The 22464-nt window shown below is 51.0% G+C and carries 22 protein-coding genes; 8 read left to right on the forward strand and 14 right to left on the reverse strand.

Annotated elements, in window-relative coordinates:
* The first annotated feature begins 159 nt into the window (after window positions 1-159).
* Window positions 160-1290, forward strand: a complete 1131-nt coding sequence (locus ACNQKP_RS11885) for a hypothetical protein (protein WP_417864908.1) — start codon at window positions 160-162, stop codon at window positions 1288-1290.
* Here ACNQKP_RS11885 and ACNQKP_RS11890 read toward each other — a convergent pair.
* Window positions 1274-2263: a Ppx/GppA phosphatase family protein gene (locus tag ACNQKP_RS11890; protein WP_417864909.1), complete on the reverse strand. Its 990-nt coding sequence runs from the start codon at window positions 2261-2263 to the stop codon at window positions 1274-1276. The genes ACNQKP_RS11885 and ACNQKP_RS11890 overlap by 17 nt on opposite strands.
* Window positions 2264-2442: 179 nt before the next feature.
* On the opposite strand from ACNQKP_RS11890, the gene ACNQKP_RS11895 reads away from it, so the two are divergent.
* Both ACNQKP_RS11895 and ACNQKP_RS11900 read left to right on the forward strand, forming a co-directional pair.
* Window positions 2443-2673 carry a glycine zipper domain-containing protein gene (locus ACNQKP_RS11895; protein ID WP_015090670.1) on the forward strand — a complete coding sequence of 77 codons (231 nt, stop codon included), beginning with the start codon at window positions 2443-2445 and terminating at the stop codon, window positions 2671-2673.
* Window positions 2674-2722: 49 nt separating this feature from the next.
* Window positions 2723-3286 (forward strand): hypothetical protein, encoded by a 564-nt coding sequence (locus ACNQKP_RS11900; protein ID WP_417864910.1) that lies wholly within the window; start codon window positions 2723-2725, stop codon window positions 3284-3286.
* Here the strand turns inward: ACNQKP_RS11900 and ACNQKP_RS11905 are convergent.
* The 3 genes from ACNQKP_RS11905 to ACNQKP_RS11915 all read right to left on the reverse strand — a co-directional run bounded on the left by ACNQKP_RS11905 (window position 3280) and on the right by ACNQKP_RS11915 (window position 5429).
* On the reverse strand, window positions 3280-4236 hold the full coding sequence (locus ACNQKP_RS11905) for a sigma-54 interaction domain-containing protein (protein WP_417864911.1): 957 nt from the start codon (window positions 4234-4236) through the stop codon (window positions 3280-3282). The genes ACNQKP_RS11900 and ACNQKP_RS11905 overlap by 7 nt on opposite strands.
* A complete protein-coding gene (locus ACNQKP_RS11910) occupies window positions 4233-4988 on the reverse strand; it encodes a type 1 glutamine amidotransferase domain-containing protein (protein WP_417864912.1) in 756 nt (251 codons plus the stop codon). The genes ACNQKP_RS11905 and ACNQKP_RS11910 overlap by 4 nt, the downstream gene beginning before the upstream one ends.
* A gap of 105 nt (window positions 4989-5093) precedes the next feature.
* Window positions 5094-5429: a hypothetical protein gene (locus ACNQKP_RS11915; protein ID WP_417864913.1), complete on the reverse strand. Its 336-nt coding sequence runs from the start codon at window positions 5427-5429 to the stop codon at window positions 5094-5096.
* An 89-nt stretch (window positions 5430-5518) separates the two neighbouring features.
* Here ACNQKP_RS11915 and ACNQKP_RS11920 point away from each other — a divergent pair, with 89 nt between their 5' ends.
* Genes ACNQKP_RS11920 through ACNQKP_RS11930 form a run of 3 tightly spaced genes read left to right on the forward strand, consistent with a single transcriptional unit; the run spans window position 5519 to window position 8985 of the window.
* On the forward strand, window positions 5519-6139 hold the full coding sequence (locus ACNQKP_RS11920; RefSeq protein ID WP_417864914.1) for a murein L,D-transpeptidase catalytic domain family protein: 621 nt from the start codon (window positions 5519-5521) through the stop codon (window positions 6137-6139).
* Window positions 6140-6151: 12 nt separating this feature from the next.
* Window positions 6152-6874: a pseudouridine synthase gene (locus ACNQKP_RS11925; RefSeq protein WP_417864915.1), complete on the forward strand. Its 723-nt coding sequence runs from the start codon at window positions 6152-6154 to the stop codon at window positions 6872-6874.
* Window positions 6875-6924: 50 nt separating this feature from the next.
* Window positions 6925-8985: a M1 family metallopeptidase gene (locus ACNQKP_RS11930; protein ID WP_417864916.1), complete on the forward strand. Its 2061-nt coding sequence runs from the start codon at window positions 6925-6927 to the stop codon at window positions 8983-8985.
* 3 nt (window positions 8986-8988) lie between these two features.
* Here the strand turns inward: ACNQKP_RS11930 and ACNQKP_RS11935 are convergent, their stop codons facing one another.
* Together ACNQKP_RS11935 and ACNQKP_RS11940 are read right to left on the reverse strand one after the other, a co-directional pair.
* Window positions 8989-9333, reverse strand: coding sequence for a hypothetical protein (locus tag ACNQKP_RS11935; protein ID WP_417864917.1), 345 nt, complete (start codon window positions 9331-9333; stop codon window positions 8989-8991).
* 92 nt (window positions 9334-9425) lie between these two features.
* Window positions 9426-9896, reverse strand: a complete 471-nt coding sequence (locus tag ACNQKP_RS11940; RefSeq protein ID WP_417864918.1) for a DUF2127 domain-containing protein — start codon at window positions 9894-9896, stop codon at window positions 9426-9428.
* A gap of 134 nt (window positions 9897-10030) precedes the next feature.
* On the opposite strand from ACNQKP_RS11940, the gene ACNQKP_RS11945 reads away from it, so the two are divergent.
* Both ACNQKP_RS11945 and ACNQKP_RS11950 read left to right on the forward strand, forming a co-directional pair.
* Complete coding sequence (locus tag ACNQKP_RS11945; protein ID WP_417864919.1) at window positions 10031-12226, forward strand: phospholipase D-like domain-containing protein; 2196 nt, start codon at window positions 10031-10033, stop codon at window positions 12224-12226.
* Between the two features lie 99 nt (window positions 12227-12325).
* The gene (locus tag ACNQKP_RS11950) at window positions 12326-12721 is read left to right on the forward strand and encodes a hypothetical protein (protein WP_417864920.1); all 396 of its coding nucleotides are present in this window, start codon (window positions 12326-12328) and stop codon (window positions 12719-12721) included.
* A 61-nt stretch (window positions 12722-12782) separates the two neighbouring features.
* Here ACNQKP_RS11950 and ACNQKP_RS11955 read toward each other — a convergent pair whose 3' ends face one another.
* The 8 genes from ACNQKP_RS11955 to ACNQKP_RS11990 all read right to left on the reverse strand — a co-directional run bounded on the left by ACNQKP_RS11955 (window position 12783) and on the right by ACNQKP_RS11990 (window position 22306).
* On the reverse strand, window positions 12783-13211 hold the full coding sequence (locus ACNQKP_RS11955; protein ID WP_417864921.1) for a ferritin-like domain-containing protein: 429 nt from the start codon (window positions 13209-13211) through the stop codon (window positions 12783-12785).
* A gap of 303 nt (window positions 13212-13514) precedes the next feature.
* Window positions 13515-14921 (reverse strand): sigma-54-dependent transcriptional regulator, encoded by a 1407-nt coding sequence (locus tag ACNQKP_RS11960; protein ID WP_417864922.1) that lies wholly within the window; start codon window positions 14919-14921, stop codon window positions 13515-13517.
* A gap of 38 nt (window positions 14922-14959) precedes the next feature.
* Window positions 14960-16537, reverse strand: a complete 1578-nt coding sequence (locus ACNQKP_RS11965; RefSeq protein WP_417864923.1) for a two-component system sensor histidine kinase NtrB — start codon at window positions 16535-16537, stop codon at window positions 14960-14962.
* Window positions 16538-17755 carry a type II secretion system F family protein gene (locus ACNQKP_RS11970; protein ID WP_417864924.1) on the reverse strand — a complete coding sequence of 406 codons (1218 nt, stop codon included), beginning with the start codon at window positions 17753-17755 and terminating at the stop codon, window positions 16538-16540.
* Window position 17756: 1 nt separating this feature from the next.
* Entirely contained in the window at window positions 17757-18800 is a 1044-nt protein-coding gene (locus ACNQKP_RS11975) for a twitching motility protein PilT (protein WP_417864925.1), read from the reverse strand.
* On the reverse strand, window positions 18800-20500 hold the full coding sequence (gene pilB / locus ACNQKP_RS11980; protein ID WP_417864926.1) for a type IV-A pilus assembly ATPase PilB: 1701 nt from the start codon (window positions 20498-20500) through the stop codon (window positions 18800-18802). The genes ACNQKP_RS11975 and pilB overlap by 1 nt, the downstream gene beginning before the upstream one ends.
* 47 nt (window positions 20501-20547) lie before the next feature.
* Window positions 20548-21381 carry a hypothetical protein gene (locus ACNQKP_RS11985; protein ID WP_417864927.1) on the reverse strand — a complete coding sequence of 278 codons (834 nt, stop codon included), beginning with the start codon at window positions 21379-21381 and terminating at the stop codon, window positions 20548-20550.
* The gene (locus ACNQKP_RS11990; protein ID WP_417865071.1) at window positions 21362-22306 is read right to left on the reverse strand and encodes a bifunctional riboflavin kinase/FAD synthetase; all 945 of its coding nucleotides are present in this window, start codon (window positions 22304-22306) and stop codon (window positions 21362-21364) included. Before ACNQKP_RS11990 ends, ACNQKP_RS11985 begins: the two co-directional genes overlap by 20 nt.
* Window positions 22307-22464: the final 158 nt, after the last annotated feature.

Here is a 22464-nt window from a genome sequence, read left to right on the forward strand (position 1 = left end):
TCCTCTTTTCTTGGAAGTTGAGGATTCTCCTTTCACTATAGCGGCTGGTGGTTATGTGCCACAAGCTGACCCCTTACACTGGACTGTCACAAGACACTTTGAGTTCGCTAGGGAAAGAACGGATTATAGAGAGATTCCCTCTTCGTCCCAGGAGTTGCCATGCTTGAAAAACTCACCCACGATGATTTATTAATGCTGACCTCTGTGAATGAAGGTCCGTGTATTTCGATTTACATCCCCGGTATGCCTGATAAGACTCTGCTTTTGGAGTACGAGACACTGGTGCGCCGAGCCGCTCATCTGCTGTCGTTGGATGCAAAAAATGGTGAAAAGAAAGAACTTTTGGATTCGCTGTATTCATTCAACCCGGCGGAGCACCTTCAACGCTCGGATTTTGGTATGGCCATCTTTGTGAACAAACATTGGAAGGGCTTCTATATGGCCGCCCACACCGTCCCGTCCAAAGTGGTGGTGGCCGAAAGCTTCCACCTAAAACCTTTGCTGGAGGACCTTCAAGGTGAAAGCAGCTACCACATCCTGACACTGACCCCGCTGGAGGCCGTGCTGCTTCATTGTGATGGCGGTAGCGGCACTGAAATTCACAATTTCCTTTTTCACCAGGGGCAACACAGCAACAGCATTCACTGGAAGCACCTGGATGAAACCGAAACCTCGCAGATCCCGCACCTGAAAAGTCACATGCGTGGCCGGGGCCTTGACGACAACCAGTGCAAGAAAAAATCCGGTGTGAAGCTCTTCTTGCGCTGGATCGAAGCCAAGATCAGCCGCGAACCTGGTTACAAACAAGTCCCTCTGTTTGTGTTTGCGGGTGAAAATATGTTTCACACCTACAAAGAAGTCACATCGCACCCCAGTGCTGTGTTTTTCAAAATGGATCCGTCCAAGTCATCCCCGCGTATGGAGGCGCTGATTCATCAGGCGCAGATTCACGTCAAAAAAGAACTGGCGCAGCAGCGCAATCTGTCGGCCTATGAATTGGAAAAAATGAATCATCAGAAAAAGGTGATCGACGATCTGGTAAAAATCAGCCGCGCCGCTATCAATGGCCATGTACGCACGCTGTTCTTACAAAACAACAGTGAAATCTGGGGCGAACTGCACCGTAAAAGCGGTCAGATCACCTTCCATGAAAAACAAACCAATGCCAAGGATGACGATATTCTGGATGACATCGCCTGCGAAGTGATCCGGCATGGGGGCGAGGTGGTGGTGCTGTCCAAAGAGGACATGCCCAGTCAGTCGCCGGCCGCGGCTATTTTAAATTCTTAAATATCAGGCCCTGGCCCAAAGAGGCCTGGGCAGTTTCGACCTTTTCGATCTTCAGTGCTTTCATATACCCCAGAACCAAAGCCAGATTGGAAATGTCTGAAATACGGTATTCACTTTCGATTTCGGAATCTTTCAGCTGGGACCTTTTTATCAAGGTCTCTTCCAAGGCACTTTGCGTGAATTCAGAGCCGCCCGCATGCACCTGCTTTTGCACGGACATCGAAATCACACCACCCACACCCACCCAGCGGGCTGCAGGTGCTTTGGCTTTGAAATAAGCCGGCACATTCAAGTAAGCATGATTCTTTGCCAGCTGTAAAGCGGCCTCGCGCTGACGACCCAAAGGATTCGGGGATGATTCCTTTTTTGGATCCTTAAATTGCAGCACCTGCAGAATTTGATTCTTGAAAGTCACCGATGCCAGATTTCCTTCAAAGATATGCACTTTGCCTTTTTCACGGGAATACATCTGCATCGATCCCCCGCCGATATCCCACACGATCAGATTATCCGTGTCAGAGATTCCCCGCTGAGCCAGTGCGGACCAGTACCCCAGTTCGGCCTCTTGCTCCTGGCTGATGACCTCGATTGGAATCTCCAGTTTTTTGGAAATGCCTTTGGCCACGGACTGCCCGTTTTTCGCCACACGAAACACCGAGGTTGCCACTGCATTAATGCGTTTGACGTTGTAGGTTTTCACTTTTTGCAGCAGCAATTCAATTCGCGGAGTGTATTCCCGGACAGTTGCTTCCGGTATTTCCTTGGTCGGTGATTTTTCAAGGGCCTCATTGAATGCCAAAGGCAGACGTTCCTCGAACAGCACCTTCACAATTTTCTTTTCACACGTGTCGACCGTCGCCACATAGGCTTTCGTGGTCCCGGACCCAAGATCCAGGGCCGCCCGGTTTTCATGACAGGGATTCGCATACGCGATTGCAGAAAAAGCAGAAACAAGTACGAAGGTTTTAATCATGCCGTCATGCTAACGCAAAGACCGGGTGCGGGGCAAGTTTCCAGTCCAGCGGGGACTATTTGCCTCTGCAAGTCGTTGTACTGCCACCTCTTTGAAGCTGAGCATGGCACCAATGCTGCTACCGTCTTACTTTGAGTTGCATTGCTCGTAACATTAACCATGAGAAAAGGAGAAATGCCATGGAAGCTACTACAGGCGAATTCAGAAAGAAAATGGGCGACATCAAAGAAAACGTGGCTCAGGAGCTTGAAAAGAGTGCATGGAGCGACCGCTATCATGCTGTGGAATCCAGAGTGAAAGAAGGTGTGGAGGCTTCTGAAGACCTTGTGAAGGCCCATCCTTTCTATGCCATCCTCGGAGCCGCCGCAGTAGGCTTTGTGGCCGGAGCCCTGATCAACCGCAAACACTAAAATCAAAAAGGCCCCGCCAGGGGCCTTTTTGTACACCCAGGAGAATGCTATGAAGTGGTTAGGATTTATACTTCCTTTCATCATGAATTTAGGCAAAGGCAGTAACAGACCCCGTCACAGTCTGAAGGACACTGCATTGGAAATTTATGACGCCATCACCATCCGCAGCCGTACCGCAGTCTTCCTGTCGATGACAGGCCTGGGGGCCATCGCCTTTGTCTGTGGCGGTGTCTTTATGTTTATCACCGAAGCCACCAGTCAATACGACACAACGGGCTTCGTGTTCTGGAATGCAACCCTGATCACAAGCCTGTGTCTGACCGCCGCGGCCGTCGGGGGCTTAAGTTATGTTTACTTCTTTGCCTGGCCGGGTGTGCGCGCCGCTGATCGACGCCGTGAAGCTGCCGAGGCCGAATTCAAACGCCAGCAGGAACTTCATGCCGGATCTTTGGAATCCGCTCTGTCGGCCCTGGTTATGGACTTTGTGCGGGAGCGAGAAATGCGTCGTGCGCAACGCACTGGCACCGCACCTCCAGCACCTGAATCCGGCACAGAGTCAGAACTGCACCGCGCCCGTGCTGAAGCCGAACGCCCCTCTGCAAATCTTCACTGAAGAGGCGCGTGAGTTTTCCGGTATAGGGTTTTACGGTCTATTCCCAAATCGCGGGAGCTTTTTTCACGGGCTCCCCGATTCGTCTTTAAGACAAATTCTATATAGGCTCTGCTCAACTCCTCCAAAGAAAGAATACGTCCCTGGGTCTGGTGCATTTTCTCAAAAATCTGATCCAGGCTGCATTCCCGCACCTGCAGATCGTCCTGCAGAACTTTCAACGGTATCACCCCGGCGGGACTTAGCACCACGGCCCGCTCGATGGTGTTTTCAAGCTCGCGCACATTTCCCATCCACGGCCTGGTCAGCAGAAATTCCTCGACGTCCCGGCCCCATTTTTTTTCCGGCATCTGATAGCGCCGCGTGAATTTATCCAGGAAATAATGCGCCAGAGGCAGAATGTCCTCGCTGCGTTCACGCAGCGGCGGAATCTTGATCGAAACCACCTTCAGACGAAAATACAGATCCTCGCGAAAGCGTTTTTCCTGCACATCACCTTCCAAATCATTGTGGGTCGCCGCCACGATCCGCAGATTCAAAGGGCGATAATGATTTTCCCCTACTCTTTTGACTTTCTTTTCCTGCAGTACACGCAAAAGCTTGGCCTGCAGGTGCAGATCCAGATCACCGATCTCATCCAGGAACAGGGTCCCGCCATCAGCCTCTTCAAAGAGGCCCTGCCGGGCATTCATCGCACCGGTGAATGCGCCACGGGCATACCCGAAAAGTTCAGATTCCAACAAAGGTTCTGGAATGGCCGAGCAATTGATGGGCACAAAGGTTTTGCGCTGTCTGGCACTTTGATCGTGAATCAACCGGGCGATGACTTCTTTACCGGTGCCACTTTCCCCGGTGATCAATACATTGGCAGAACTGGCCGCCACCAGACGGGCCAGCTCCAGCACCTCGAGAAACCGGGGGCTTTTGGCGATGATGCGCGAATCCGCCGTCACAAACCACCTCGATGGAGCTGCTGCGGTTCATGCCACTCACACCAGTTCTGTTCCGGCACGATGCGCCCTTCTTCGATGAATTCCAAAACTTCCACCATGGCTTTGCCAACTCCGGCCGCCGAAGCGGGATTCTGCCCGGTCACCAGGCGGCCGCTTTTAACCACGTGCCCGGCAAACTTGGGTGAAGACGTATGATGCGCGCCCCGCTCCTGCAGGCGCGTCTGCAGCAGAAATGGAACGGCCTTTTCCATCCCGACAAACTCTTCTTCATCGTTGGTGAAGCTGGAAACTTCATGGCCTTTCACCAGATATTGGCCATTTGAAAGACGGACATTCACCAGTGCCGCAGGGCCATGACAAACGGCCCCGACCACGCCATTATTTTCATAAATTTCCGCCGTCAGCTTTTGCAACTGCAGGTTTTCCGGAAAATCAAACATCGTCCCATGCCCGCCGGCAAAAAAGATCGCGCAATAGTCACGACCTGAAACCTGCCAGGGTTTCACCGTGCCTTCGACTTTGGATAAAAACTCTTCATCATTCATCCAGGTGGCATTCAGAGGATCGTCCATTTTCACTCCGTCCAGGGGAACTTTGCCTCCCAGCGGACTGATCATATCCACTTCATATCCTGCACGCACAAACTCATCATAGGGATGTGTGATTTCGGAAAGATAAGCGCCCGTGTGATGGCCGGTATCACCAAGCTGCTCGGTGCTGGTCAGAACAAAAAGCACTTTGTGGCTTTTCATGGCCGTTCCTCCTTCGCAATAAGCCTATCTTCTCAAAGGGGGCTTGCGAACTCAAAGCTATGCCGGCACAAGTGCAAATCAACAGTCATTCACCGAAAAAGGTCTTTAACACTTCCACCGGTTGCAAGCCCATCCGGCACTGTCGACCCTCAAAGAATCAAACTGAAACTGATGAGCCACAGTTTTGATGAAAGCCTCATCGGAAATGTCTTCCCCGTTCACCCAGAATTCCCGGGCCAGAGTATGCCTGAACACCAAGCCCAGCAGCGGCTCATGCCTTGAAGCCGCGATCGAATACTGAATGGCTTTCAAAGTGTTGGGTTTGCCGATGGGAAAAGCGATGTCGATTTCAGGCATCAGGTTCTTCACCACCAGGCGTTCTTCAAGGGCATAACAGAACGGACAATTGAAATCGCTGTACAGAATCGCCTTGTGTCTCATTCCGGGCCTCCTGCCTAAGTCTAGATGAGTTCATCCCGACGTCAAGTCCGCGCCGAAAGCTCCGATTGGAACAAGACGGAGACTGACTTATGAAAACATATTTTCTGACTTTGATCGCCAGCCTGTTTTTTGTCGCCCCGGCATTTGCCGAACTTCGTCCGTCTGAAGTGGATTTGAGCAAGTACGATTATGTGGATCCTCAGCGTGAAATTCCCACCAAAGCTCTGACCAAAGCGCTTCGCTATTACGACGTTTATTTTGACAAGATCACCAACAAAAACTATCTGACGGTGATTGATTTCACTCAAAGCTCCAACAACAAACGAATGTATGTGGTGGACATGAAAACGGGCCTGGTCACGCACTATCTGACCGCCCACGGCAAGGGCTCAGACCCCTCCCACACCGGGATGGCCAAGAAATTTTCCAATAAAGAGGGCTCTTACATGTCCTCCATCGGGATGTACGTGACCGGTGCGGAATACAGTGGTAAACATGGCCGCTCAATGCGTCTGGTGGGGCTTGAAAAAACCAACGATCAGGCCATGAACCGCGCCATCGTCGTGCACGGCGCCTGGTATGTCGATCCCCAGTATAAACCTCTGGGACGCAGTCAGGGCTGCCCGGCGGTAGAGCAAAAACACATTAACACTGTGGTCTCCCAGCTTAAAGGCGGCAGCGTCTATTACATCTGGGCCGGACAAGAGTGATAAAGGATCCTCGTGGAGTTACTGTACAAAGATGAATACTTTATTGCCGTGAACAAGCCTTCCGGCTTTCACGTGCATCCCCACGAGAATGTCCAGCACCGTGTTTCCCGCGACAAGATCTGCCTTTATCATGCCCGCCGCATGATGAAACAGCACGTGTATCCAGTGCATCGCCTGGATGCCGGCACCAGTGGCGTGCTGCTGTTTGCACTTTCTTCGGAATCCGCCAGCAAACTGTGCCGCCTGTTCACTGAACGCGCCACCCATAAAACCTATCAGGCTGTGGTGCGCGGTTACGTGAAAGAAGAAGGCGAAGTGGAGCTGCCGTTGGAACTGGATTCCACCGGCGACCTGGTGGACGCTCGGACCAGCTTTAAACGCCTGGCCACCGTGGAATTCCCGGTGGCTGTCGGTAAAAAGTTCCCCACCGCCCGCTATTCTTGGGTGGAGGTCATCCCCCACACCGGCCGATACCACCAGATCCGCCGTCACTTCAACCGCATCTCCCATCCCTTGCTGGGGGACGCCGTTCATGGCGATTCCCACCACAACCGTTTCTTCAGAAACCACTTGGATATCGAGGGTTTGTGCCTGAAAGCCCTGCGCATGGAGTTCACTCACCCCTGGAGTGGCGAAAAAGTCTCTATCGAGGCCCCGCACTGCGAGAAATGGAAGAAAATTCAACTTCTGTTTGATCCTGCGCTCCCGCTTGAGAACAAACTGAAATCCCTTTGACGTTACCCTGTGACGGGCGTAAATACAGACCCCGTTTTCAGAGGTAAATCATGTCCAAAGCGCAAGCGCTTAACAAGTTGTTGATCGTAGTCGGTCTGCTGTTCATTTTGCTCGTTTCCATGCAGTCCCACGGCCAGACTTTGCATCACAAACTGAATGTCGAGCTTTATCCGGGCCTGAAGATGATCAAGGCACAGGACACTCTGACTTTTCCCAAGGACTCTCCCCGCAAAGTCAGCTTTCTGCTGCACAAGGATCTGCAAGTCTCTGTGACCAGCAGTGACGATTCCGTCGTATTGCTTCACCCAGCAACCCAAAAAGAACCCTATGCCGAATACGGCCTGACATTGGGAAACATCGACAGCAAAGTCAGCTTGCAGTATTTCGGTGTGATCTTTGATCCGGTTCTGAACGACAACAGCAACGGCCTGATTGCTCCGGAAGGTGCAACCCTGTTTGGCAGCACCTACTGGTATCCATTCTTCCTGGGTGTTCAGAAAAGTTTTGACGTCACGGTGCAGACCCCAGGTGACTGGATGTCTTTGGTGCAGGGCCAGATCGCCAGCACCGTGGTGGAAGGCTCGATTCGCACCTCCCGCTTTGTCGAAATTTATCCGCAGGAAGAAATCTATCTGGTGGCAGGCCCCTTCAAAAGCTATCAGGTCGATACTCCCTCAGGCAAAAAGGTGCAGGTTCTTCTGCGCAAAGATGATCCAGCCCTGGCTCAAAGTTTTTTGAGTCTGGTTCCAGAATACATCAAACACTATTCCCAGATCATTGCGCCTTATCCGTATTCATCTTTCAGCGTGGTTGAGAACTTCTGGGAAACCGGCTATGGCATGCCAGGCTTCACGCTCTTGGGGCCCACTGTTTTGCGCCTGCCATTTATCCTGAATTCTTCCCTGCCACACGAAGTGCTGCACAACTGGTGGGGCAACAGCGTTTATGTGGACTATGAAAAAGGCAACTGGTGCGAGGGTCTTACGACCTATATGGCTGATTACTGGCAGCAGGAAAAAGCCGGCAGCGAGCGCACCTACCGCATGAACACCTTGTTGAACTATATGGACTTTGTTGCGAGCAGCCCGGAAAAAGACTTCCCGCTTCGTCAGTTCCGCGGACGTCATAATTCGAGCTCTCAGGCCGTGGGGTATGGCAAGTCCATGATGCTGTTCCATATGCTGGAATTCCGTTTTGGCAAAGAGGCCTTCCACAAGTCCTTGCAGGATTTCTATACACGCAATCTGTTTAAGAAAGCCTCTTTCACTGACATTCAAAACAGCTTCGAGTCCGTCACCAACCAGAATCTGGAAACGTTCTTCAGCCAGTGGCTGGATCGCAAAGGTGCACCAGAAATTGAACTGGGTGATGTGCGTATCATGAAATGGCACGACGGATCCACCAGCACCACCTATGTGCTCAGCCAAAAGCAGACGGATCTTTATGATCTGAACATCCCGGTGATCTGGACGCTGGAATCCGGTGCAGAGATCCGCCAACTGGCGCGTCTTTCCGACAAGACCCAGTTCTATTCTTTGACGTCTCCATCCCGCCCGGTGAAGGTTTCAGTTGATCCGGACTTCCGACTTTTCCGTCGTCTTTACACGGAAGAGCGCCCGGCAACGTTGTCCAGCGTTTTGGGATCTGCTGAGATTCACTATTACTTTGACCCGGCCGATGCTTCTGCGAAGCAGTTTGTTGAGGTGTGGTCCCGGAAAACAGAAGGCAGTGATGTCCTTCACTTCAGCGGTGAGCCTTTGGATGTCCCGGCTAAAGGATCGATGGTCTTTGTGGGTGATCAGCAGAACTTTGTGAACTTCATGAAAACCCAGCTGGCTGAACAGAACCTGCAAATCACGGCTGACACCATTTCCATTGAAGGTCAGAAATATAATCTGAACGAAGTCAGTACAGTTCTGGTGGCGCGCCTTAAAAACCATCCACAACAAACCGTGGTGTGGGTGCGCTGGAGCGCTGACAGCAACCCTGCCGAGTGGGCGTCACGCCTGACCCACTATGGAACTTTCGGTGTATTGGTATTTAAAGGCCGGCCGGTGATCCAGAAATCCACCTGGCCGGTTCTGGCTAGTCCTCTGCAACGCGCGCTTTGATATTCAGTAGCCTTCGTCAGGCTCCCCGTTATAACGGCACTTGGCGTCCGTGTGGACCTTCTGGGTGCCTGATCGAAGGTCATCCGTCGTGATGGTGCTGGCCTTGCGATCCAACGTGACCACGTAAAGGTCATTGGCGTAGTCCTTCACCTCTCCGTTTTTCCAGCGTGGAGAAAGGAAGCCTTCATTATTGGAAGCCGACAGAAGAATCGCCATGTCGGCCTCAATGACCAGTACGTCTTCCGTCTTGTTTTTATCAGCATCAAACCCTTTGCAGGTGATCGTTCCATCCGCCATCGCCGAAGAAGCCATAACCGACATCAAAGAAAACAAGATCCACTTTTTCATAAAGCCTCCAAAGGTTTATACCACCCACCCCTTGTTGCAAGCCCCTTGCCCGGGTAAGACGGTTTATAGTTCATTTAAAGCCCCCACCCCTGTTAAAAAGGCTGAGAGGGTGACAAATTAGAGCGACCGCCCCTGCGTCTCCGAATCAGATAGTAAACCAGGGCCACATTCCCCAAGGTGATCAAAATCCGAATCAAAGTGGGGTGCTGAATCAGCTTGTACATCTCAACGGGAATATAAAGACTGCCTGAAATGATCGCCAGCCATTCCGCCCAGGGCCTGGCAAGCCACAACCCCACGGCCTCCACCAGCCTTAACGTCGCATACAGTAAAGCCACCACCGCCATCATCCGAACGCTGGAGTTACTGATCTGATCAAGAAGCCGTCGAAACACACCGGCCAGCGCACCATGATCCAATCCCAGATGATGAACAATTTGCTGACTGGAATTTTGCACGTCAGCTCCCAACAAATGTAAAAGCTCGAAGCCCACCAGCAAAACGAAAACACCCTTGGTCCCCTCGAACAATGCTATGGCCTTCAGTCCCTGATTCTGAAACACGGATCCTCCGAAAAGCAGGACCATTATGCCCCTGTTTTGTCTCATTTTGATACTCCGACTGCGAAGACACAGATGACGCTCTGGTAATCCCGGAAAATGTTATGTCCTTGTCAGGTTTTTCCGATAAATTCAGAATGAAAAAGACTGAAAACTTTGGAACGCTGCTTGGTGTTTTGCTTCTTTCCTCCACTTTGATTTCCTGCCAGACTCCGGCACAAAGAAATCCCAGCTCAGTCGAGGTCCCGCCGGATGTGGCCTTCTACGTGCAAAAGCTTTACAGCGACAACCTGCAGGCCGAACTGAACAAAGAACAGCTGCTGATTCTGAAAAGACGGCAGACCACTCCACATCCACACAAAAAAGACTCCTTCCCTCAGGAAACCCGCGAAGAACGCGCTTACAAAGAAATGAGCGCCCGACAGGAACGCCAGCTGCAGATCGTGAATCAAAGCTCTGCAATGACTCAGCAGCGCATCAACGCACTTCGTGCTGACACCCCGGTTTCAGTTCTAACAAGCAACAACGAATCCTGGCGCACTCAGGAACAGCGCCTTGAGATGAATTCCGCAACGGACTTCGCTCTTCGCAACGGCCAGATTCAGCGCATTTTTAAATTCGACCGCATGCATGCCAAAGACTATGAGGTGCAGATCAAGAACTATCTGATCAGCACTGATGATCCAAATGAAGAGCGCAAGAATGAACACTTTGAGGCGACCGTGACCTGCGATGGTCCGTTCCGCATCAAAAAGACGTTCTCGGACAAAAAATTTGTGGCCAACCAAAAAGCCACTTTCCGCATGTACGACAGCAAATACAATGGCGACAACCTGCGCCTGCTCCCGGCCAGCTCCGTGACCAGCTGCGAATTGAAAGCCGGCCCCCCAGGCGCCCCGGCCCTGTTCGGTGTTCGCTTTGTTGAGCCGGCAAATCCATATCTCGATCTGCACAATCTGGTTGAAGGCTGTCTGATGCCTCGCACGGATAATCTGACTGGCATCGAAAAGTTCTTCATGACTGACAAGTACGCCTCGATGACCTGCCCTCAAGCGGTTCCGGCGGTAGTGAATTTGCCGGAAGCTGTGGACTCTCTGAAATCCAAAGCTGAAGCCCTGCTGGGTCAGCCGCTTCCGTCTCACTTCATGGACCTGCACGATCCTTATGCTCCGTTGGATTTTTCAAAGGCTCCTTACCTGGACAGCATCTATGTTTCCTATCTGGTATTCCGCGCGGACTACTATGGAACTTTCATGGCGCGTCTGCTTGATTTTCACGCCAAACGCGGCACCAAAGTAAAGATCCTGGTGGCCGGAGTGATCACTTTGGACAAAGATGAAGTCCTGCTGCGCAAGCTTGAGGCCCAGAATCCGAACATCCAGTTGCAGGAGCTGAAATACAAAGTGCCTTCCGGCGGCAGCCTGAGCGACCGCTTCGATCGCCTGCACCGTTCAATGCACGTGAAGCTGTTTTTGACCCTGTCCAAGAAAGAGCCCAAAAACAACGTGGCCTTCATCGGTGGACGTAACATTCACGATGGCTTCATCTTTAAAAAAGCTTACGACTATCCCCGCCCGGAAATGGTCAACTATGTTAAGGGTGATGAAAGCTTCGTTCACTGGCGTGATTTTGAATTCAAAATACACGACAAGGACTTTACAGAAAAAGTGGCAGCGCACTTCCTGACTCTGTGGGATCGTGATTATAAAACGATGCAATTCCGCAGCATCAACGTCAACGTGCCGATGGTCGCACAAACCAGCCCGTCCTACCTCAACAACCGCGAACCGCTGGTGCGTCACTTCATGTCGGTTCCCTTCAAAGACGACGAACGCCTGATTCAGTTCTATGTGGAAATGCTCGACAGCGCGAAAAAGAAAATCATGATCTCCACACCGTATTTCCGCCCGCCAATACAGATTGTTGAAGCGCTGGAACGAGCCGCCGCCCGTGGGGTTCAGGTCACCGTGATCACCCGTCTGGATTTGAAGGGCGACACTGTCGACTGGATCCTGAGTGAATCCAGCAAACCGGCAGTAAATCGCCTGTTCCAACAGCTTTCGATCTATGAGTACACCGAGCCGAAGGTGATTCTGCATTCAAAAATTGTTTTGATTGATGACGTGTATTCATTCCTGGGATCGGTCAACTTGAACAAGCGCAGCTTCATCCACGACATGGAAAACGGTGTGATGATTTATGGTGCTGCCTATAACCGCGAAATGACGGGTATCTACAATCAGTATAAAAAAGATTCCCGACTGATCGATGACCGACTAAAGAGAAACTACTTCAAAGCCATGATTCTTGGTGTGTTCGACACAGAATTCTAGGGGCAGGATTAAGTTACTGTCATAAAGGAAAAGAAGCTGGAGGGGGGCGAATCCCCTCTGCTACAACCTAAGGTCTCAAATAAATCAGGAGGCCTTACCATGTGGAAGCTGACCCTTTCCTTTGCCATCATTTTTTCTGCGCTTAGCGCAAATGCTTCGTTTGTCACAATCACTCAATGTGATTCTGCATCCAGCACGCACACCCTGAAGATCGTTCAGGATGGTGATGATGCCGAAGTCACGCTGGGGGACAAAAAACCTCACAAGTATGACGACCTGGTCAGCAAAGCGCCGGGCAACAAAAAATACAAACTGACGGGGCAAATGACGAACACATTCCGGGTTGCAGATATCAGCCTGCCAGAACTGCGCGACACTCAGAAGGTCACTGATTTGGTGGCGTCATTGATGTTCCAGCGCCCTGAATTCGACGGCGAATACGACATGGTCTATTCTTATGCCAGCGACCTGGTTCACAATCTGAACTGCCGCTAGGTCTTAAAAATAAAAAGCCCGCATGACCGCGGGCTTTTTCAATTCTGAATGTCAGATCACTCTAGTGAGTGGTGTCCAGCATCTTAACCACTTCTTCAATGTGCTCAGTTTCCATACGCACCATTGAACGGATCAGTTCTTCCAAAGCAACGTCATCACCACAATGCTTCAGTACGCCTTTGTACTTCGCCAAGGCAGCCTGTTCGAACTCAAGGCTTTCTTTCAGAATATCCAAAACCTTGTGGGTTTTAGTCTCAGGAACCGGAGACACACGCAAAGTTGGGTGACCACCCAAAGCTGTCACTTTTTCGCCCATCAAGGAAGCATGCTGGTAACCTTCGTTAGCCTGCTCATGGAACCATTTAACGATTGGAATGCGGTTCGGTCCTTTCACCATCAATGCATAGTGCAAGTAACGAACAACGCCAGAGATCTCCATCTCGATAATTTCATTCAAAAGATCCACTACTTTTTTGTTTTCTTTAGTCATAAGACCTCCACCCCCCGAATGATTGCAGAATCAGGCAGCCAAGGCAACAGTTGAAAACGTATTGAGAATAATCAAACTTGATAATCGTTTTCGATTTCACTTCGACAGGACCTTTGCTGAAGCCCCAAAAGCAAAACGACCTTTTCAACCGGTTAAAACCGTTCAAAAAGGTCGCAGCGCAAGGCGGAGGTGTGGCATCGCAGCGCAGGCGTGCTCCAAGCACGTCGAAGCGAGAAGCCCCGCCGACAACGCAGTCGATGGGGCCTTTTTCAACGGTTTTATTACGTCGCCCGGAACGGGCGCTTATTCATCGTCGAGTTCGTCGTCGCCGACGACGCCTAGATTATACTTTTCGATGCGATATCGCATGGATCTGAAGGAGATGTGAAGCAGCTTTGCAGCTCTCTTCTTCACGCCGCCGGCAGAGTGGATGGCTTTGATCAAAAGTTCTTTTTCGATCTGACCCATCACCTTGTCCAAATCAACCCCATCGTCACCGATTTCGATTTCATTGGAGGAAGCCATCTTGCGACCGGAAGAAGTGTTCACCATCGGTGGCAGGGATTCAGGAAGAATTGTCGCCCCGCCTTCCAAAGCCACGGTGCGCTCGATCATATTTTCAAGCTCACGCACGTTCCCTGGATAGTCGTACTTTTTCAGGATTTCCATCGCATCCGCGCTGATTGCACCGATGTTTTTGTTCAGGCGTTCGTTGTACTTTTTCAGGAAATGATTGGCCAAAAGCGGGATATCATCGCGACGCTCACGAAGACCCGGCGTTTTGATATTGATAACATTCAGACGATAGAACAAATCCTGACGGAAGCCGCCCTTTTGAACCATGTCTTCCAGGTTACGGTTGGTAGCGGCGATGATACGCACATCCACCTTCATGTCTTCTGTCGCACCCACGCGGCGGATCACACGCTCTTGAATCGCACGAAGAAGCTTTACCTGAATCGTCAGTGGCAATTCACCAACCTCATCCAGGAACAAAGTACCGCCGTCAGCCACTTCAAAAAGACCCGCTTTATCAGCCACCGCACCGGTGAAAGAGCCTTTTTTATGACCGAACATTTCGGATTCCATCAGGTTCTCAGGGATGGCACCGCAGTTCACTGTTACAAACGGACGATCTTTCAACGGACCATTATAGTGAATGGCTTTGGCAACAACCTCTTTACCTGTACCGGATTCCCCTGTGATCAAAACGTTGGTTGGCGTCTGGGAGACACGCTTTACCATATCGTAGATCGCATGCATAGCCTGAGAATTCCCCACCATGTTCTGGAAGGAGTATTCTTTTACCAGTTCCTTTTTCAAGGATCTGTTTTCCACTTCCAAATTGCGGGAACGAAGTGCGTTCTGGATGTTCAGACGGACTTCATCAATTTTGAATGGTTTTGTCAGATAATCATACGCACCCATCTTCATCGCTTCCACCGCAGTTTCGGTTGTACCGAACGCTGTGATCAGCATGAAGACTGTATCCGGATAGGATTCTTTGACGTGCTTCAGAAGCTCGATCCCCGTCACATGGGGCATCTGCAAGTCTGAGATGATCATATCAAATGTTTTTTTCGTAAGAAGGTCTTTCGCCTTTTGGCCGTCTTCAGCCAAAGTGATCTCATAGCCTTCTTTTTTCAGCATGATCTCTAAAAACTCGCGTATTGATTCTTCGTCATCGACAACAAGAATTCTCGACTTCATTTATGTGCTCCCACGTCCTTGTGTTAAAAACTATTCTCTCAGTGTGCTCTGGGGAAAGTCAAAATAAACTCAGTACCTACGCCCACTTCACTCTCCACGAACACCTGCGCTCCGTGCCCCTCTAAAATCTTATGGGTCACAGCTAGACCAAGGCCTGTGCCTTTCGGCTTTGTCGTATGGAAAGGTTCAAACATCTTCTTGCGAGTCGCCTCGCTCATGCCACAACCGGCATCACGGATGCGCACGCGCACTTCCTTGTCAGTGACCAGAGCTTTCACCGAGATCTGCGGTTTCTGAGAATCATTCATAGCCTGATAGGAGTTGATGATAATGTTCAGGAAAGCCTGCTTCAACTTGTCCCGGCGGCCCAGGATCTGCAAACCCGGCTCAAACTCACGAACCTGCTCAATGTCGGCACGGACCTGAGCATTGAGCTTCATCGAATCCAGAACCTCTGTCAGCAGTGCCGAAAGGTCCACGGCATCTGTCGGCGGCACTTCCGGCCGGGCATAGTCCAGGAACTCGGTGATCAAGTTGTTCAAACGGTCGATTTCACGCAAAACGATTTTCATCAGCTTGCGATCGTCGTCATTGTTCACGGTCTGACTTAATAGCTCGATACTGCCACTGATACCGGCCAGGGGATTGCGGATTTCATGAGCAATCCCCGCCGCCAAGCCGCCTACGGCCGCAAGCTTTTCATTTTGTCTGGCAGCATACTCAAGCTGGCGAATCTTAGTCAGATCATCAAACAAGCCAATGGACAAATGCGCTTTCAACTCGGGGCTATAAATCTTTGACAAGGTCATACCGAGAATCTTGGCATTGCCATCGTTCTTGGCGGTGTATTTCACATCGCCTTTGAACAACCCCTCTGATCTGCGGGTCTCCGGAAACAGCTCATACCAGTTCAAGGTGGACAGATCAGAATAACCCAGGATCTCAGCCGCGGAAGAATTGGCTTTCACCACCTCTCCGGACTCGGTGAAAGACACCATCCCCGTGGGAATATTTTCGACCAGCACTTCATTCAATTCCTGGGCAGAACGAAGACTTGCCCCCGTTTCAGAAAGCTCTTTCCCAACGGTTTGCAACTGCTCACTCAGGTATCCAGACAGCCCGGCGACCGAGAAGAACGCAATGTTGTTCAAAGCCAGCAGGAAGAAGAAATTCAAAGCCTTCATTTCCGGCGAAAACAGTGCTGCGACCGTAAAGAAGATACTGGTAAACAGGGCCAGCGTCACTGCCCCCACACCACGGCAGGCAATCCCCGCCAGCAGGATATTCACCAGGTGCAGGAACAGGAACAGGGACTGATTGATCCCGGAATAATAAATTAAAAATGAAATCAGCAGGGAATCAACAACGAAGCCCACGAACAGCAGCCATGGACTTTTCAGCAGCCGGTCCCACATCGAGAACCACACCACATGAACACCAAAGGCCACGCTCAGGATCGCGTAAAACGGACCCAGAATCTGCCAGTTGATGAAACCTTCCTGAAACACACTGGAAACCGCACTGATCAGCAAAATCAACGCAAAAAGGCTGACGCGGGTAAATTCCACCGTCAGCCCCTGATTTTTACTGTTCTGCAAAGCAAAACTTAAACGCATCTATTGAACCACATCCGCCATGTTGAAGATCGGAAGATACATCGCCACAACTAGAACCGCGATGATACCACCCAGAACAACCATCAATAATGGCTCCAGCAAAGAGGTCATGGCCTTCACGGCAGTTTCAACTTCATCTTCATAGAAGTCCGCAATTTTACCCAGCATGATATCCATCGTACCGGACTGCTCCCCGATAGAGATCATCTGAACCACCATCTCAGGGAAAGCTTTTTCCTTCGCCAGCGGGGAGGCAAAAGTACGCCCCGCCGTCACGGACTCTTTACAACGAAGCAAAGACTGCTCAATCACCACGTTACCCGCAGTTTTAGCAGAAATCTCAATCGCCTCGATCAAACCCACACCGGAAGAAAGCAGCGTCGACAACGTACGTGTCAAACGCGCGATCGCGGATTTTTGCACAACCTCACCGAAGACCGGGGCTTTCATGATGAAACGGTCAAAGGCGTCTTTACCACCCTCGGTTTTCAGCCACTGCATCAGGGCCATCGGGCCAATCACCATCACACCCAGGTACAGATACCAGTTATTGATCATCGAGTTACTCAAGTTGACGACCATCAGTGTCAGCATTGGTGGCTCTTTACCGGATCCGGCGAAGAACTCCATGAACTTTGGAATGATAAAGACCAAAATACCGGCGATAACGATCATCGCCACGCAGATGATGACCATCGGGTAAACCAAGGCCCCTTTGACCTGGGCTTTGATTTTCTCGGACTTTTCCATATAGCTCGCAAGACGCTGCAGGATCCCGTCAAGGATACCGGCCTCTTCACCCGCCTGGATCATATTCACATACAATTTATCAAAGACGTTCGGAACCTGCGCCATGGAGTCGGCCAGACGACGACCGCCCTCAATTGATGTTTTAACCTGGGCTGAAGCTTCCTTCAAAAGACCCGGGCGCAAACCTTCAGACAGGATTTTCAAAGAATCCACCACCGGGATACCGGCGTTGATCAACGTTGCAAACTGACGGGTGAAAATCTGCAGATCCTTGCCCTTTACGGTCGGAGCAAACAGACCGGGGGTTTTTCCCGCAGAAGCACGTGAGGCACCGAAGGCCACCACTCGAACTGGCAAAAGCTGCTGGGCGCGCAGACGGATGATGGCTTCCTGCTGGGAAGCCGCTTCAATCTCGCCCTGAACCATTTGGCCAGAGGCATTCTTGGCCTGATACTGGAATTTTGCCATCTTAGATACCTACCTTCTTAAGAAGCTGATCAAGGTTGTCTGGGTCGCGGGACACTTCAAACGCGGTTTTCAAATCCACGCGACGACGGATCAGATGCTGCAACAAAGACTGATTCAAAGTCAGGATGCCGGAGTTTTCCGGCGCCTGCGTCAAAAGATTTTCCAAAGACTTCAGATCCTGATCCTCAATCAGACCACGCACCTGAGGCTTCATCAAAAGCACTTCATGGGCGAAAACCTTTTCGCCACTCAAGCCCGCCACCGGATACTGACCGGAAGCCATCGTCAGCACTTCCGCCAAACGAGGCGCCCCGTGTTCACCAAAGCGATCACCCAAAGTGGACAGCGCACGACGAAGAGCATTCGTCACAGATGGCGCTTTCATGGAATAAATCACAAACACACCCTGCTCGGCCAAAGAAAGGGCTTCAAGCAAAGAGTCTTCGTCATGGAAGCCGTCATAAACCACCATATCCACGCCCGCCATCAGACTTTCTTTTTCTTCCGCACGGGCAAATTCACCCGTGTGATACAGATAACAGGATTTGGATTCACGCACCTGCGGGAACGCCTTGCGCGAGAACACCACACCCAGGAAAGATTTTTCATCAGAAATTTTCTGCAGGATTCTGTGCAATGCCCACACCTGCCCGGCTTCACCCGGACCGGACAACAGCACCAAGCCCTTCATGCGCAGACACGCTTCCAGCAAAGAAGGCGGCAGCGCCACTTCCTGCTTTCCTCCGTCCAGATCCATGTCCAAAACAGCCTTCATGGTGCTGTCCTGCTGGAAAAAGGAAAAACCAATACGCAATGTATCCAGGGCCGCTTCCCCTTGCACCACACCCGTGGTTTCAAGCACCGCTTTTTGCTGGGTGCTAAGCAGGCTTTGCTGCAAAAGATTCCATTCCGTCATCAGAGCAGGTGATGAGCGCAGACTTGTCCAGCCCGAAGCCAGACGAGCGCGCGGCTCACTGCCGACCACAAACAAAAATTCTTCCGCTTTTTTGGCTTTAGCCTGCAAAAGGAGCTCGGTCAGACTCATTAGGTGTCCTTCACTGATGCGTTGAGCACTTCTTCAATAGTTGTTACGCCACGTTTTAACTTTAACAGCGCACTTCGGCGCAGAGTCCTCATCCCCTGCTCACGGGCCAGGAAACGAAGCTGACCGGTGGAGGCACCCTTCAAGATGGCCTCTTTCATTTTCTCGGTCATCGCCAGCAATTCGTAAATCGCCAGACGGCCTTTGATGCCGGTGTTGTTGCAGTTGGCGCAACCTTTCCCACGCATCAATTTGTAGTCGCCGATTTCAGCCTGAGGCACACCCAGGTTTATCAGCGTCTGCGCCGGCACTTCCACCGGCGCTTTGCAGGACTCGCAGACTTTACCGACCAGACGCTGAGCCACAATCAGATTCACTGTCGAAGTGATAATATAAGGAGCCACACCCATCTCGGTCAGACGAATGACAGTTCCGGGAGCATCGTTGGTGTGCAGGGTGCTTACAACCAAGTGACCTGTGGAGGCCGCTTTAAAGGCGATCTCTGCTGTTTCAAGGTCACGAATCTCCCCCACCATCACGACATCCGGATCCTGACGCAGGAAGGACTTCAAGGCGCTTGAGAAATTCAAGTCAATATCCGGGTTCATCTGAACCTGATTGATACCTTCCAAGTTGAACTCCACCGGATCTTCGGCTGTGGAGATGTTCACATCCGGCTGATTCAGTTCCGCCAAGGCGGAATAAATCGTGGTGGTTTTACCCGAACCCGTCGGGCCCGTGATCAGAACCATGCCCTGAGGGAGATTGATTGTGGATTTAAACAGTTTCAAATCGTCTTCTTCAAAACCCAGCTTGGTCATGTCCAGCTGCAAATTGGATTTATCCAAAAGACGCAAAACAACTTTTTCACCCCAAAGAGTCGGCAAAACGCTGACACGGAAATCCATCTCTTTGGCTTTGGTGCGCACTTTCAAACGACCATCCTGTGGACGGCGCTTTTCCGCGATATCAAGCTTGGACATGATCTTGATACGAGAGGCGATCGCCGCTGCCGTACCTGCCGGAGGCGCAGTGGCTTCCACCAAGTTACCGTCGATACGGAAACGCACACGGTATTTTTTCTCGTAAGGTTCAAAGTGAATATCAGATACTTTCTTACGAATCGCATCTGCCAGGATCGAGTTCACGAACTTGATGATCGGCGCGTCCTCTGACCCGCCATCCTGATCGATGACTTCCGTCGCTGGACCGGCACTGAGGATAAAGTCATCCTCATCACCCACGCCCATGGTGTTCAAAGACTTGGTGCTGATGCTGCCGCCATAGTACTTTTCAATACCGGACATGATGGCACTTTCAGTCCCCACCACCGCTTGGATGCGGCAACGAGTGATGAAACGCAAATCTTCTTTGACTATAATATTAGAGGGATCAGCAAAAGCGACAACCAGGGTGTTTCCGGCTTTCTGCAGAGGGATCAATGTGTTTTTCTCACACACATCTTTGGGAATCATTGCAATGACAGTCGCATCGATTTCAAACGTATTGACCTCGACCCCCGGAACCGCGAAGTGTTTTTCAACAGCGCGAAGGATCTGATTGTCTTTTAAGTACCCGAGTTGAATGATGGAATTCGTCAGCCGCTGTCCGGTTTTTTTCTGCTCTTCCATGGCCAATGCCAATTGATCAGGCTTGAGCAAACCTTGCTTGACTAGAATTTCCCCGATTTTGAGTGAAGACATTAGGACTCCCCTGGACTCACTTTACTCCAGGGTGCCATTTTTTGTAACTAGACCGAGGATGAGTTTTGTTTCAAAAAGCGGGTCCAGCTTTCGCGAATATCCTCATGACTCAAATTATGATCCGGAAGCAGACGTTCCAACCACAGACGAGTCAGCTCTTCTGCAACCAACACCGGATGAAGCACACGAAGCTCCGCCTTCTCGGCCTCTTCAAGCAATAGATTCTGAAGTGGCAGCAGATTCAGGTCCAGAGCGTAGCCCGTGCCTTTCATATAATTGAAATAGGACAAATCCGTCAGCAGTGCCTGCTGCCCTGACAAATCCACCGTATTCACCACGATACCGGCACTCACCGCCTGCATCGTCAGTTCATCATTCGGCAGAATATGAAAACGGATTCCCAGATGAGACCGCATCAGGGCCTGCTGGTGCTCTTCCAGTCCGTCAGACTCTCCGACCAGATAAATATCCGAAATCCCCATCAATGCCAGAACCGACGCCACCACACGAGCTTCTTCATTGTGCCCGATCACAAAGGCCGGTGCACGAATATCCAGGTCCCGGGCTTCAGCCACCAAAACCATGCGCAAGGCCTCGTGCAACAGGACTCGCGGATACCACGATCCATCTTCAGGAAAGAAAGAATCCAGAACCTGCACCGCACGCACTTGCGTGGGCAGAACTTTCATTTGTGGCAGGACTTCAGCGGACAGGGATGCAGGAACTTTGACTGCGGCGGCACCTTGAAAAACCTCCGCAGAAAATTCACGGACAGTTTCAAACTGCCAGTCCCAGCCTTTTTCACCAGCAAGGGCCTGCATAAAGCGCATGAACTGTCCGGGCGTGCCATCAGCACGGATCTCACGAATGAGGATGCTCATCAAAATACTTTCTGGCTTCTGCCATGTCGTTTTGAATCTGATTTTTCAGTTCTTCGATGCCCGAGAATTTCTTTTCATCGCGCAGGAATTTCAGCAGATACACTTCAACCTCGATGCCATAAAGCTGGGCATCAAAGTCAAATAAATGAGTTTCAATTTTCACCGGGCCTTTGCCACTTTCCTGAAAGGTCGGATTCACACCGATATTGGTGATCGAAGGATGCATATGCGAGCCGATTTTGGTCAGCGTACAGTACACCCCCTGACGCGGGATAAACTCAACATCCGGATGAACATTGGCCGTGGGTACACCAATGGTGCGTCCGCGCTGAAAACCTTTTTCCACGTGGCCGCGCAGATAGTAAGTGCGCGCCAAAAGGTCATTAGCCTTTTGCACTTCGCCGTTTTTCAGATGCTCACGAATGCGCGTTGAAGAAACCACCGCGCCCTCGAAATGGAACGGTGGAATAATGATCAGACGAATGCCTTTTGCTGCACAGTACTTTTCCAGGAATGGAATGTTCCCGGCACGATCGGCACCAAAATTGAAGTCATGCCCCACCACCAGAGTTTTCGGATTCAGTTGCTTCAATACATAGTTGTCTAAAAATTCCTGCGGGGTGACTTTGGCAAAATCCCGGGTGAACTCCTCGATAATGACGTTTTCAATACCGCGTTTTTCAAACTGTTCCTGCTGGTCTTTCAGGTCAAAAAGGCGATAAGTGGCCCTTTCAGGGTGAAGAACCTTCACGGGGTGAGGATGGAAAGTATACACAACCGACGGGACCCCGAAATACTGAGCCTCGCGCACGACATTCTCGATGAGCTGCTGGTGGCCCAGATGGACCCCGTCAAAATTCCCTATAGTGACGACAGAAGCCGCCAAGGGAGCGCTCAGATGTTTGGCACCTTGATAAACCTGCATATTTTTCAATATACCTGTTTCTACGCCTCCCGGTAAGAGCTTTTAATCGTTGAATTTTTCAATAAATTTGCTATGTTGCGACGCGTGCAAAAGGGACTCTTTCATCACCTCTTATACCGACTCGAAGTCCTGCTTCGATTCTTCTCCCGACGCCGGGG

Source organism: Bdellovibrio bacteriovorus (assembly GCF_048286975.1).
Taxonomy (GTDB): domain Bacteria; phylum Bdellovibrionota; class Bdellovibrionia; order Bdellovibrionales; family Bdellovibrionaceae; genus Bdellovibrio; species Bdellovibrio bacteriovorus_H.

Bases quoted from the DNA above. Each gene is read 5' to 3' on its own strand.
- ACNQKP_RS11915 (WP_417864913.1), bottom strand. From the start codon at position 5,429: ATGAGACACAAGGCGATTCTGTACAGCGATTTCAATTGTCCGTTCTGT.
- pilB (WP_417864926.1), bottom strand. From the start codon at position 20,500: ATGTCTTCACTCAAAATCGGGGAAATTCTAGTCAAGCAAGGTTTGCTC.
- ACNQKP_RS11900 (WP_417864910.1), top strand. From the start codon at position 2,723: ATGAAGTGGTTAGGATTTATACTTCCTTTCATCATGAATTTAGGCAAA.
- ACNQKP_RS11990 (WP_417865071.1), bottom strand. From the start codon at position 22,306: ATGCAGGTTTATCAAGGTGCCAAACATCTGAGCGCTCCCTTGGCGGCT.
- ACNQKP_RS11890 (WP_417864909.1), bottom strand. From the start codon at position 2,263: ATGATTAAAACCTTCGTACTTGTTTCTGCTTTTTCTGCAATCGCGTAT.
- ACNQKP_RS11960 (WP_417864922.1), bottom strand. From the start codon at position 14,921: ATGAAGTCGAGAATTCTTGTTGTCGATGACGAAGAATCAATACGCGAG.
- ACNQKP_RS11965 (WP_417864923.1), bottom strand. From the start codon at position 16,537: ATGCGTTTAAGTTTTGCTTTGCAGAACAGTAAAAATCAGGGGCTGACG.
- ACNQKP_RS11885 (WP_417864908.1), top strand. From the start codon at position 160: ATGCTTGAAAAACTCACCCACGATGATTTATTAATGCTGACCTCTGTG.
- ACNQKP_RS11910 (WP_417864912.1), bottom strand. From the start codon at position 4,988: ATGAAAAGCCACAAAGTGCTTTTTGTTCTGACCAGCACCGAGCAGCTT.
- ACNQKP_RS11950 (WP_417864920.1), top strand. From the start codon at position 12,326: ATGTGGAAGCTGACCCTTTCCTTTGCCATCATTTTTTCTGCGCTTAGC.
- ACNQKP_RS11975 (WP_417864925.1), bottom strand. From the start codon at position 18,800: ATGAGTCTGACCGAGCTCCTTTTGCAGGCTAAAGCCAAAAAAGCGGAA.
- ACNQKP_RS11930 (WP_417864916.1), top strand. From the start codon at position 6,925: ATGTCCAAAGCGCAAGCGCTTAACAAGTTGTTGATCGTAGTCGGTCTG.
- ACNQKP_RS11945 (WP_417864919.1), top strand. From the start codon at position 10,031: ATGAAAAAGACTGAAAACTTTGGAACGCTGCTTGGTGTTTTGCTTCTT.
- ACNQKP_RS11895 (WP_015090670.1), top strand. From the start codon at position 2,443: ATGGAAGCTACTACAGGCGAATTCAGAAAGAAAATGGGCGACATCAAA.
- ACNQKP_RS11985 (WP_417864927.1), bottom strand. From the start codon at position 21,381: ATGAGCATCCTCATTCGTGAGATCCGTGCTGATGGCACGCCCGGACAG.
- ACNQKP_RS11955 (WP_417864921.1), bottom strand. From the start codon at position 13,211: ATGACTAAAGAAAACAAAAAAGTAGTGGATCTTTTGAATGAAATTATC.
- ACNQKP_RS11920 (WP_417864914.1), top strand. From the start codon at position 5,519: ATGAAAACATATTTTCTGACTTTGATCGCCAGCCTGTTTTTTGTCGCC.
- ACNQKP_RS11970 (WP_417864924.1), bottom strand. From the start codon at position 17,755: ATGGCAAAATTCCAGTATCAGGCCAAGAATGCCTCTGGCCAAATGGTT.
- ACNQKP_RS11935 (WP_417864917.1), bottom strand. From the start codon at position 9,333: ATGAAAAAGTGGATCTTGTTTTCTTTGATGTCGGTTATGGCTTCTTCG.